The 11898-nt window shown below is 39.8% G+C and carries 12 protein-coding genes; 5 read left to right on the top strand and 7 right to left on the bottom strand.

Annotation, left to right across the window (positions count from 1 at the left end; all coding sequences use genetic code 11):
- Nucleotides 1–152: 152 nt before the first annotated feature.
- Nucleotides 153–1343: a coenzyme F420-0:L-glutamate ligase gene (locus MNQ98_RS29025; protein WP_241931283.1), complete on the bottom strand. Its 1191-nt coding sequence runs from the start codon at nucleotides 1341–1343 to the stop codon at nucleotides 153–155.
- Between the two features lie 128 nt (nucleotides 1344–1471).
- Here MNQ98_RS29025 and MNQ98_RS29020 point away from each other — a divergent pair, with 128 nt between their 5' ends.
- Nucleotides 1472–2383, top strand: a complete 912-nt coding sequence (locus MNQ98_RS29020) for a LysR family transcriptional regulator (RefSeq protein ID WP_241931282.1) — start codon at nucleotides 1472–1474, stop codon at nucleotides 2381–2383.
- 157 nt (nucleotides 2384–2540) lie between these two features.
- Here the strand turns inward: MNQ98_RS29020 and MNQ98_RS29015 are convergent, their stop codons facing one another.
- Nucleotides 2541–3503 (bottom strand): DMT family transporter, encoded by a 963-nt coding sequence (locus MNQ98_RS29015; RefSeq protein ID WP_241931281.1) that lies wholly within the window; start codon nucleotides 3501–3503, stop codon nucleotides 2541–2543.
- A gap of 161 nt (nucleotides 3504–3664) precedes the next feature.
- On the opposite strand from MNQ98_RS29015, the gene MNQ98_RS29010 reads away from it, so the two are divergent.
- Both MNQ98_RS29010 and MNQ98_RS29005 read left to right on the top strand, forming a co-directional pair.
- On the top strand, nucleotides 3665–4531 hold the full coding sequence (locus MNQ98_RS29010; protein WP_241931280.1) for a LysR family transcriptional regulator: 867 nt from the start codon (nucleotides 3665–3667) through the stop codon (nucleotides 4529–4531).
- A 135-nt stretch (nucleotides 4532–4666) separates the two neighbouring features.
- On the top strand, nucleotides 4667–5407 hold the full coding sequence (locus tag MNQ98_RS29005; RefSeq protein ID WP_241931279.1) for a Bax inhibitor-1/YccA family protein: 741 nt from the start codon (nucleotides 4667–4669) through the stop codon (nucleotides 5405–5407).
- 126 nt (nucleotides 5408–5533) lie between these two features.
- Here the strand turns inward: MNQ98_RS29005 and MNQ98_RS29000 are convergent, their stop codons facing one another.
- Nucleotides 5534–5815 carry a hypothetical protein gene (locus tag MNQ98_RS29000; RefSeq protein WP_241931278.1) on the bottom strand — a complete coding sequence of 94 codons (282 nt, stop codon included), beginning with the start codon at nucleotides 5813–5815 and terminating at the stop codon, nucleotides 5534–5536.
- Between the two features lie 277 nt (nucleotides 5816–6092).
- On the opposite strand from MNQ98_RS29000, the gene MNQ98_RS28995 reads away from it, so the two are divergent.
- Nucleotides 6093–6446 carry a helix-turn-helix domain-containing protein gene (locus tag MNQ98_RS28995; RefSeq protein ID WP_241931277.1) on the top strand — a complete coding sequence of 118 codons (354 nt, stop codon included), beginning with the start codon at nucleotides 6093–6095 and terminating at the stop codon, nucleotides 6444–6446.
- A 62-nt stretch (nucleotides 6447–6508) separates the two neighbouring features.
- Here MNQ98_RS28995 and MNQ98_RS28990 read toward each other — a convergent pair whose 3' ends face one another.
- Both MNQ98_RS28990 and MNQ98_RS28985 read right to left on the bottom strand, forming a co-directional pair.
- On the bottom strand, nucleotides 6509–7228 hold the full coding sequence (locus MNQ98_RS28990; RefSeq protein ID WP_241931276.1) for a glycosyltransferase: 720 nt from the start codon (nucleotides 7226–7228) through the stop codon (nucleotides 6509–6511).
- A 1-nt stretch (nucleotide 7229) separates the two neighbouring features.
- On the bottom strand, nucleotides 7230–7964 hold the full coding sequence (locus MNQ98_RS28985) for a glycosyltransferase family 2 protein (RefSeq protein WP_241931275.1): 735 nt from the start codon (nucleotides 7962–7964) through the stop codon (nucleotides 7230–7232).
- Nucleotides 7965–8384: 420 nt separating this feature from the next.
- On the opposite strand from MNQ98_RS28985, the gene MNQ98_RS28980 reads away from it, so the two are divergent.
- Complete coding sequence (locus tag MNQ98_RS28980; protein ID WP_241931274.1) at nucleotides 8385–9521, top strand: VanZ family protein; 1137 nt, start codon at nucleotides 8385–8387, stop codon at nucleotides 9519–9521.
- 98 nt (nucleotides 9522–9619) lie between these two features.
- Here MNQ98_RS28980 and MNQ98_RS28975 read toward each other — a convergent pair whose 3' ends face one another.
- A complete protein-coding gene (locus tag MNQ98_RS28975) occupies nucleotides 9620–10252 on the bottom strand; it encodes a sterol desaturase family protein (protein ID WP_241931273.1) in 633 nt (210 codons plus the stop codon).
- A 205-nt stretch (nucleotides 10253–10457) separates the two neighbouring features.
- The gene (locus tag MNQ98_RS28970; RefSeq protein WP_481856694.1) at nucleotides 10458–11879 is read right to left on the bottom strand and encodes an MFS transporter; all 1422 of its coding nucleotides are present in this window, start codon (nucleotides 11877–11879) and stop codon (nucleotides 10458–10460) included.
- Nucleotides 11880–11898: the final 19 nt, after the last annotated feature.

The raw sequence follows: 11898 nt of genomic DNA, 5'->3' as shown, positions 1-11898 counted from the left end.
AACTCACTTATTAAAATAACTAATAATATTAGTTTTGGCAACTGTTTATGTATTATTTTAATGTGAAAGCTAAAAAAGCTAACGCCAGTTGAGTACCGACGTTAGCTTGCTTAGTTTTTTTTATGTCTACACAAATCTATTTACTATGAAATTTAGTTTGTATAGTTATCAAAATATCCTTGTATAAAGATAATAGGTGTACCTTTATCTCCACTTCCAGAAGTTAAATCGGATAGAGAACCGATGAGATCCGTCAATTTTCTAGGTGTAGTACCTTGGGCTTCCATCGCTCCTACTAGATCCGTTTCTTTATTGCTAATATATTGAGATATAGCTTGCTTAAGTTCTTCTCCTCTTAAATCAGCAAAGTTATTATCAGCAAGATACTTCAACTTTACTTCATTAGGTGTACCATCAAGTCCTGATGTGTAAGCTGGTGATACAACGGGATCAGCAAGTTCCCATATTTTACCTACCGGGTCTTTGAATGCTCCATCTCCATAAATCATAACTTCAACATGCTTGCCCGTTTTTTCTTTGAGCATATGCTGTATTTTATCAACGATAGGTTGGCAATTACGTGGGAACAGTTTCACACTATCTTCTGTTGATTTATTTGATCCTAACAGACCATATGCTTCATTACATCCGCTGCCATCAATAGACGCAGATAAGATGTTATCGAGGCTATAAATTTTATCTCCACCGTTTGCTTTTAAAATTTTCTTTGTTCTGAATCTCGTATGTATATCACAAGTCAGAACATTTTTGGTGTACTCGAGAATGGTTTTTGGATTATTTGAGAAAATAACTTCGCATTCCACACCATATTCTTCAACTAACGATTTATAGTAATCAATATAATCAACGCCAGTAAAGGTATGTTTCTCATATCCAAAATGTTCGCGGAATTGTTGTTCTGTTAAAACATCTGTCCAAGGATTAACTCCTTTTTCATCAAGCATGTCTAAATCGACTAAGTGGTTTCCAACTTCATCAGATGGATAGCTTAGCATTAAAACAATTTTTTTAGCTCCTTTTGCAATACCACGAAGACAGATTGCAAACCGATTACGACTTAAGATCGGGAATATGACGCCAACCGTTTCATCTCCAAATTTGGAACTAACATCTTTCGCAATATGATCGATCGTAGCATAGTTACCTTGAGCACGAGCAACGATTGATTCTGTTACCGTAACGATATCCTTATCATTAATGCTAAAGCCTTCAACCTCTGAAGCTTTTAACACACTATCTACAACGATTTCCTCTATGCTGTCCCCTCGATTTACTATTGGGCAACGGAGACCTCTAACGACTGTTCCAACGACTCTTTCCAATATAATCGCTCCTTAGAACTATTAAAGTTAATTTTAATGACGTGACATATATATTTTTAATATACATCAATCTTATGATATAAGTGAAATCAATATATCGTATAATAGATATAAGAGGTGCTTATACAATGAGTAAATTAGATTTATATAAAGTGTTTTGTAAGGTAGCAAAAAGTAGAAGCTTCTCCAAAGCGGCTAAAGATCTTTACATGACACAACCAGCAGTTAGTCAAGCGATCATGCAATTAGAAAGAGAGCTAGATACGCGTCTTTTCACAAGAACACCTAAAGGGGTATCTTTAACCAACGAAGGCAGTCTTTTATTTGAATATGCGAATTCGGCTATAAATTTAATTCACGTTGGAGAAGAAAAAATCTTGGAGTTTAAGAACTTAACGACAGGCGAGTTGAAAATAGGTGTTGGTGATACGATATCTAGGTATTTTTTACTTCCCTATTTAGAGGCTTTTCATAATAGATATCCGAATATTAAGTTTAAAATTGTTAATGGTACCACACTTGAGATTTGCGCCATCATCAAATCAGGTGAGGTTGATATTGGAATTTGTAATTTTCCACTTGAAGATCCTGCATTAGAAATAAGACCATGTATTGATATTCGAGATATTTTTGTTTACGGGGAGAAATTCAAGACAATATTATCCGGACCTGTTAGCCTTGACGAGGTAATAAAGCTGCCATTAATCTTTCTTGAATCGAAATCGAATTCCAGAAAGTATGTAGAAGATTATATGATGTCTGAAGGAATAAAAATTTCGCCAGATTTTGAATTAGGATCACATGATCTGTTATTGGAGTTTGCAAAAATAAATTTAGGGGTAGCCTGTGTGACGAAAGAGTTCTCCCAAGAGTATTTAGATAAAGGATTATTGTATGAAGTTCAGCTAACTCAGGAAATACCAAAGAGAAGTATAGGCGTATGTTTTTTGAAAAGTGTATCTCTATCGCCAGCATCGACAAAATTCGTTGAGATACTAGAAAATAAACGGGGTCAGGAGCATTTTTCCAAAATGCAATAAGCCATGCTGGCCAGATTACTGAAAACCAATCTGATCGAAGTGTTCGCTCGTATATACGGGAAAAGGTACGGTTACTCACGAAAAATGAGGAGATCGTACCTTTTTTCTGTATATAGGAATAGGTGAGTCCAATGATTCAACAACCACAAACGCTCAGCTATTGCTCTTGGACAGAGGCATAGGCTCTGCCGTGGTTAACGCGTATGGTTTTCCTTTGATACGCATTGTTCCGTAATAGGGCAAAGATAATGAGCAACGTTCCGAAAAATTCATAATTACTGATTTGGTAGCCTTGAAAAGCCATAATAACGAATGTGGTAATGGGAACAAAATTAATAAATAATATACCGTTAAGCGGCGATAACAATTTGATCCCCTGATTCCAGCAGAGCAAGGCCGCTAGCCCTGGCAATAAAATCATGAAGGACATTTCATATTTAATCGAGAGGATCGTATGCCATGTAGGGACGGGAATTAAATGAAAGACGGAGGCAAGCGTAACGATGACAAAAGACACAGCGCTTCCTAGCAAGCAGGTTAGAGTAGAATAGCGCAGGATCGACCATTCCTTAAACCGGCTTCCCCCCATTGAATATATGACCCATCCCACAACTCCCGCAAAAATCAAAAACAAAGGAACAAGATGTTGACCAGCCATTCTGAAAAAGGCAAATTTGCCGTTGGTAATAACAAGTAGAGCACCGATAAGCGCGATAGCAACACTCGTAAGCGTAAATTTATTCGGAGCCTTTTTTGTCGTTATCCACAAGACCATAATGGATATCATCGGCATGAGTACTTCCATAATGGAGGCGGCGACTGTACCTGTCTCCCCCATGAGTTGCTGTCCGAGGAAGACGCACATATTATAGATCGTAAATGCCATCGTTCCAAAAAATAATAAAGTCTTACCCTTTCCTTCCATGCGAAATGACGCTTTCCCCTCTTTCATCCAAAGCAATACGCTGAGTATGACTGCAACGACGAAATAACGGATAAACGAAAAATAAAATGGATCAATTTGCTGTAATGCTATGTGTGCAACGGGAAACATAGCTCCCCATGACATACTTGCGATCAGGCACAGCATGGACCCGATGACGATTTGTTTCTTTAGCATGTATTGTCTCTCCCTATCAAGATGCTGCCATCATTTTTGTCTGTATATAACATCATAGGAGGGAGTGGATCTGTAGTAAAATGATTGATAATCAAGTTTACTATCATTTATAATGATGTCTGGCGCGAGAGAGGTTTACGTATCGGAGAGGAGATGTTGCATTGGAGTTCAATGATTTGAAAATTTTCCATGCGGTTGCTACATATGGAAGCATTAGTAAAGCTGCATTGGAGCTAAACTACGTTCAATCCAATGTTACAGCCAGAATTAAGCTGCTTGAGAAAGAGCTTCATACGCCACTGTTCTATCGGCATAAGCGAGGGATGATCTTAAACCCGGAAGGAAAGCGGTTGTTAGAACAATCAAGGGAGATCTTGTCGGGAATGGAGGAAATGAAACGCACATTTCTGGATAAATCGAACCCCTCCGGTGTTTTAGAAATTGGTATTGTGGAGCCTGTGATGGCTCTTCCAGATATTTTATCTTCTTATTATAATAAGTACCCTGATGTTGAATTATCATTAAAAGCCGGGGTTACCGATCGTTTGTTACAACAGGTAATTGATATGAAGCTAGACGGAGCCTTTGTGACAGGGCCCATCAGGCATCCATTAATCGAACAGGTTGAGGTTATTCAAGAAAAGCTAGTATTTGTAACCAAAGGAAACACCTTTTCCATGGAGGAAATAACAAAAAGGCCTCTATTGCTATACAATAAAGGTTGCGGTTATCGTGAAAGACTGGAAAGCTGGATGAAGGTGGAGGGAATTATCCCTAAACAGATCATGGAGTTTGGAACGTTCGGGACGATTATAGGCAGCGTATCTGCAGGAATTGGAATCACGATTATCCCGGAATCATCCATTGCCGATCTAGTTGCCAATGGCACCGTATTCTGCCATAGTGTACCTGAACCTTATCATGAAATCACGACTATTTTTATTCGGCGAAAAGATTCATATATAACGAGTACATTACAATGCTTTATGGATGAAATTGTTGCTCGAACCAGACTGGAACATGAATGATCGAGGCAAGGATGCGTTCCAGGACAATTGGCTCAGATTTAATATTTGGAAAGATTTATGAACGACACTTTTATACAACCTAAAATATCCCAACATATGATAAAATGAAAATAAAAAAGTTGGGGAGGCATTTAATTGATAGGTCGCAGCGGAAATCCGACACTCAACGACAAAACGTTTGAGAAGAGCGGACATTACAATGGCCAAGAGACGATGACGATCGGCGGAACGGTGAACAAATCGTTCATGCTGCTAGCGCTGCTCATAGGGGCGGCTGTCATATCCTGGGCTATGTTTTTCAATGGGTACGATGTATTCCCTTATATGATCGGTGGTGCGATTGGTGGCTTGATTCTGGCGCTGATCATCAGCTTTAAGCCTTCGGCAGCACCGTATTTGGCGCCGATCTATGCGATTTTGGAAGGTTTACTTCTTGGGGCTTTATCGGCTAATTACGAATCATTATATTATGGCATTACACTGCAGGCAGCTCTGCTGACGATGTGTGTATTCATGGGTATGCTGCTTGCCTACAAGACCGGCCTTATCAAGGCGAGTGAGGGCTTCAAGCGAGGTGTCATCGCAGCTACGGCGGGGATCGCGCTTGTATATCTGCTTAGCTTTGTACTTAGAATGTTCGGTATGTCGGTGCCGTATTTGCATGACAGCACCCCGATTGGGATTGGGATTTCGATTGTCATTGTCATTATTGCCGCCCTGAATTTCGTGTTGGACTTTAACTTTATCGAAGAGGGGGCCAAGCAGGGCGCACCGAAATATATGGAGTGGTACGGCTCCTTCGGTTTATTGGTCACTCTCGTATGGCTGTACATAGAGATTATCCGTCTGCTTGCGAAGCTGGCGAACCGGGATTAATTTAAAACATTGCACTTATAAAAGAAGCTGTCGAGTCTTTCTCGACAGCTTTTTTGTCCTCATTTTCGATACGATAACGGATCGGAAGGCGGTTTACCCATAAAATTGAATAAATACACACCATTCTTAATCTGCTTCAGCACTTTGCTCCAGCTGAACGGGCTCTTTCAAGGCCGAGGCGGTAAGTGTTTTTTCAATCCGAATATGTAACTGCTCTGTCTGCAAATCACTTTTGATCTCATGAATGAACATCAATACTTCCTCTATGGTATCCCTATGTAAATCGCGGCTGTTTTTATAAAACAAATAAAGCATAGTAGCAATAATCTCGTCGCATGTATAGATACGTTTGGATAAGATATCTTCTTCCAAAACGAATTGCTCATATACTTCCGCAAAATTACACATAACCTGCCTCCTAGAGTTAAATAGTTTTAATAGGGCTCGGTTGTTAGAAACTTGATGATCACGTGAATGAACATAAAGAAAAAACAGGAAAATTCTAAAAAATAATAAATTTGATGCTAACAGTATTATTTAGAATGTTTTATCCAGTCTGTGGAATACTATAAATGTTATTTTGTTTATATATATTATCTATAGATTCTTTTATTGTGTCAATAAACATTTATAGTTTGTTAAGTATTTATCGCTTCTCTTTTAAGCTTGGAGTGAGGTGATATCGATGAACGAAATTATTCGACGGCTGGGTAAGCGAATTCGTCAACTGCGAAAAAAACAGGGGATTAGCCAGGACACGCTTGGAGAGCGTTCCGGATTACATAACAACTATATAGGTCAAGTAGAACGTGGCGAGAAGAATGTAACAATTGATAGTCTGTGCAAAATTGCGGCCGGCTTGGATGTTTCCATGGAAGAGTTGTTCCGCTACATTGACCCGATGAAACAGCCGGATGAAATAGGACAAATCAACGAACTGTTGTCCTCCCGGTCTACCGAAGATCAAGCCATGATCTTAAGCGTAATGAAGCGCATATTTGAATGGGAAGAAAGTAAACACAAGGGGCCTCAGTCATGACGACTCAGGCTCTTTGTTTTCTATTCGTCTTTATTGCTTGCCAAGCTAAAACCAAGCGCTTCTTACCCCCGACTCACAAACCTCCTGATATTGTCCGCTTTCACTACTTTAACTCCCCTTGCCAAAAGATCATTATCGCTTACGATCCAGGTATGATCTGTGGAATTTTTCCTGCGGATGGCAGCAAAATGGCGCGGATTACCCGCATAAATCTTAAATCCTCTGGCCAGGCTGTCCGAGCAGAATTTTACGCATTCGCCCCGAGTTTGATTGGGGAAGCGGACTTTGCTGAAAACGCGCTTTTTTACGAGAAGGGTTGCTCCTTGGACCATGGAAACATATTGATCAGCCTTTTGATAGTAACGGTGCAGGAGCAATTTTTTACCGCTCAGGTACATATAGTGGGCTCGTTTGCCTACGATATCGGCATGGGTCTTCGTCATGAGCCGCATGCTATCTGTTAAATAATCGGGAGCATAATAATCGTCATCATCGAACTTGGCAATGTAGCTATACTTGGATAATTGAACTCCATAATTGAGGCAGCTGCCGAGTGATACATGATCCGATAAACTGAATATTCTTACGTTCTTATAGAATTTGGCCGCCTGAATATATTCACTGATCTTAAGGCTGTCATTGTTTAAGATGACTATAAGCTCTTTATTCGTATAATTTTGTCTGTTGTAATTGTGAAAAAGGGTCTCCATACAGTACCGCCGCTTGGTACAAGTAATGATAGAAACAGCCTGCTGACCTCGATAAATACCCCGTCCCGCCATGTTAATCACCCGTTGGCTTTCTTTGTACGAATTTCTTGTAGTTCTTTACATTCGGGATGACTTTATGGTGCGCAAGCAGTTCTTGATCGCTGATGATCCAGGTATGGCCCGATGAGTTTTTTCTCCGAATGGCGACAAAATTGTATTTTCCTCCGGAATAAACCTTGTACCCCTTCTTTCTGCTTCTTAGGCAAAACAAGTCATCTTCCCCAACGTTTTGATTAGGAAACCGAACCTTGTTGAACACTCCCCGTTTAAAGACCAACGTAGCGCCTGGCAGCTTGGCGACAGGTCGAAACTCTTCGTGTGGGAAACGGAGGATGAGTTTTTTTGACCCTCGTAAATACATATAATGGCTCCGCTTTCCTAAGACATCGGCATGGGTTCTTTGAATTGCCTGCAAGCTATCCTTCAAATAATAGGGAGAGTAATAGTCGTCATCATCAAACTTAGCGATGTAGCTATATTTCGTTTTCTTGACGGCATAGTTCAAGCAAGCGCCGAGAGAGTTATGTGCCGGGACGCGAAAAACTTGCACGTTTCGAAGCTTTTTGGCTATGCGTTGATAGGGTGCCAGAGGTATTTTATTGTCGTTGACTATAATGATGAGCTCTTTCTTGGAATGGTGTTGCCTGATGTAATTACCAATCAGGTTTCTTATATAACCCTGTCGATTCGTGCAGGTAATAATGGAAACTCCGTGCTGCTTCATAGTGTTTCTTGGGCCGGATTCCATTACATCACTCCCTTTACCCGTAAATTCTATCCTATCTCACTCTAAAATATGAAAATGAAAAATAAGAGGAACGGCATATCACTAATCCAGTAACGAAAAAAGCAAACCCTGAAAAAAACAGAGTTTATCGATCAGGCGCCCCTATCTGGTCCGCCTTCGAAAGTAGTTCATATTTCTCTTGCCCAATAGTTATTGTAGGATCTATTATGGATTACGAAGATGACCGATGAGCCAACCAAGCACTTAATGATATGGAAAAAAAAGCATAGTATTTAAGCTCAAAAGAAGGAGGATAATTATTATAAACAAAAGATGCTTTTAGGCAATCAGTATGGGGATCATCAATCGGCTAATTACATAAAGTAGAACATCCTTTGCTGTAGTTTACCTGCCGAAGGCTACTTTTAAGGAGAAAATGAAATGCAAGTATATGTAATGCCTATTCTCGTTGCATTATTAGTTTGTTTTTTATTAGCGACCATTCTAACGTTTCCATGGACAGTTTATCAATATCGTAAACATGGATACTTCAGCTTTTGGAAAACAATGCTTATTTTAAGCTTTATTTTTTATGGGCTAAGTGCTTTCTTTTTAGTGATTTTTCCAATACCCAGTGTTCGGAATAATTGTGTTTCGATTGATGCGGGTGCAAAATTTATTCAGAGTCGTCCTTTTCAATTTATTCGGGACATTACACGTGAAACGGGATTTCATTGGTCTGTGCCTTCAAGTTATATCGATTTATTAACAACGAGAGCCTTTTATCAAATGTTTTTTAATGTTTTGCTACTATTTCCCTTAGGTGTTTATTTGAGGTATTTCTTTAAGAGTAAAGCTAAATGGTTATATGCTACTCTTATTGGATTTGGTGTTTCGCTGTTCTTTGAAATAACCCAACTAACCGCATTATATGGTTTGTTTAAATGTCCTTACCGTATTTTTGATGTAGATGATTTACTGACGAATACTACTGGGACTTTACTTGGCTTTCTACTTGCTCCCATGTTTTTGGTGTTAATTCCATCAAGAGAAATTCTTAATGAACAGAGTAACTTCTTTAACAATCAAAGAAGAGCAACTTTTGGTGCCCAACTCATTGAGGTTCTTCTAAACATTATTTTCACCAGAGTGATTACAAATTTTATTTTTGGGTTGCTAAAGAGTCCAGGAATATTTGTTGAAGAGATAATCTTTGCCATCGTTTTCTTTGTACTCATGGTAGTTGTCCCTGTAGTATGGAAAGGAAATACAATTGGTTCTGCAATTGTTCGTATGAAATTACTTCCGGAAAAGGGGAATTGGTTAGGAAGTTTAAGCCGACGTTACTTCATTGTCTATATACCTATGTTGTGTTCAGCATTATCAAAAATATTTTCTAATAATATGGGTGAAGATCTTCTAGCTAACCTTTTTACAATTGGAGTAGTTCTCCTTACAAGTCTGTTATGGTTCATTATCTTCTGTCATATTGTGATCAGATGGATCAAAAAGGACAAGGCTCCTTATTTTAATCGATATAGTCGAATAGAGGCTGTAAGAATCACTCGTGAAAAATGATAATAACTAGCGCCAATGCCGGAAAAAAGAAGCCGACATCTCTGATCATCAGAGGTGTTGGCTTCTTCGAGGATAATATTTCACTGTTTGCAGAGCAGTTATAGTTCAAACTCTTGCTTACCGCGTTGTTCAAGATCTCGGGCGGTTTGACTTTGTTCAACGTTGTTTTGGTCCTTAAAGGTTCCCATTGCCCAATCATAAACCGGGTTTGTCACACCGTACCAATAATTTTCATTTTTAAAATGATGCCATAAATGAATTTTCTTCATCCAACGTCCCCACGGAGAAATTGGCTTTACTGGACGATGGGCTATATAATGCTTCCACTCATAAAACAATAAAAAAATCATAACACCGGCGATAAAAGCATTCGTGATTACGAGATTTGAAGTCATGAAGTAGGCAGCCACTCCTGCGATCGCCATGTTCGGCAACGAGTACCATAGAGGTAGAAATAATAAATTCAAATCATTAGGACTTGAATGATGATCATAATGTAAGCGTTTAATTAATTTCAAGAAAAATGCATTTTTTGGTGTCTTAATATGAAAGAGAAATCTGTGGGTCAAGTATTCAACGATTGAATAGGAAATCATCCCTATTACGAATGCGATGTAGGTCCCTACAGATGTTAGATTAGGAATCATAAATCCAAAACTAATGAAGAAGAGACCACTCATGATGAATATGTCAGGGAAGAAGAAAAATTCTTTAACATACTTAGTTTTCATTCATACCGCCTCCATACTTCATAATTCTTGTCTATTTCTCCACACCAGCGAAGTCAAATTTCCTTTGCTCCTCCCTCCCATAATACGAATATGCATAGAAATCTGGCGGTATTACAAAGTTACTAATTGTGGTAATACCACAATTATATAACAATCCAAATTGTTTGAAATCAGCGATTGACTAAAAGTTTGGCATCTCTGATCATCAGAGGTGTTGGCTTCTTCGAGGATTATTATTGTAGGCGTAGTACCCAAGCATGATCGTGACACCGATACAAAACAAAACATTGATTTGAAAAACCGACCTGAAGGCATGGTGCAGATATTCCTGTCCCTGTTCAGGCACTCCATTCATAAACCCGAGTCCTAATGCTGCGCCTATAACCATTCCCATGTTCCGCGTTAAGGCGATCATTCCTCCTATAGAACCAATATGTTCCGCCTCCGCATGCTGCATAATGAAGCTGTTATTCGGTGATGCAATGAGCCCCATTCCCAGTCCTACCAGCGCGAGTGCGGCAATAACTAAAGTTATGGGCAGCTGATTCGGATAAAGGGCAAAAATGGCAAGTCCGCTCCCCATGGTGAATAACCCGGCAAACATTAGACGGTTGGAACCAAAACGATCCGATAAATGACCCGCGACCGGCCCAGTAAAGGCTAATAGTACTGGATAGGCGATCATGATGATTCCAACGGTAGAGGGTAGAATGTCAGGAATCCTTAATAAATAAAAAGGTACGGTTACGATGACCGTATTAGCAAACATAAAAGAAGCGACACTAACGATTAAGCCGCTAGTAACAGCAGGAATCCGAAATGCCTTAATCGGTAAAAAGGGGGCGCTATGACGTAGTTCCCAAAGCAGGAACGTAGCTAAAGTGAACATACCAACTGCGAGTAAGGAAATCGTTTCAAGCGATCGCCAGCCCAGGGTACTTCCCATCGATATTGCGAAGATGCTGAATCCGATTGCTATTACGAACGTAACCGCTCCAAAAATATCGAGAGGACCCGTTCTATTACCATGTTTGCTTACAGGTATGTAGCGAAATGCAAGCCAAGTGGCAATTATGGTGATTGGTACATGGGTTAAAAAAAGCCATTGCCAGCTGAACCACTGCGCAATAAAGCCGCCTGCTATCGGTCCAATCATTCCGCCAAGTGCAACAAACGTGCTAAGAGTTCCAAGTGCTCGGCCCCGATTTTCCTTAGGCACGTGAATCGTAATTAGCGCAATATTTGTAGATTGAAACATGGCAGCGCCGATGGCCTGCACCATTCTAAAGATGAGTAAGGCGGTTATTGTGGGAGAAATGGCGACCAGTACGGAGCTGATGCTGAAAAGCAATAACCCAAGATTATGAATGAGTCGGTAACCATATCGATCTCCTAGCTTTCCCATGACAGGAAGCAGGGATGCGATAACGAGTAAATAACCTGTCGTGATCCATTGGACCGTACCCAAGCTCGTATGAAAGATAGTTACGAATTGGGGAAGGGAAACATTGACGACGCCGGCTGTAAAATGTGAAATAAATGCCCCCAAGTATATCGCTATAAACATGAAAAAGCGAGGGGTAGTGTTGAAAGTTTGTTTTGACAAATTTAATGAGCCCAATATCATTCACCCTCAATCTCTGTTT

The sequence above is a fragment of the Paenibacillus sp. N3/727 genome (assembly GCF_022637315.1).
Lineage (GTDB): Bacteria > Bacillota > Bacilli > Paenibacillales > Paenibacillaceae > Paenibacillus_AQ > Paenibacillus_AQ uliginis.
The sequence above is the reverse complement of the archived record's forward strand: the minus strand, read 5'-3'. Positions and strand labels throughout refer to the sequence as shown.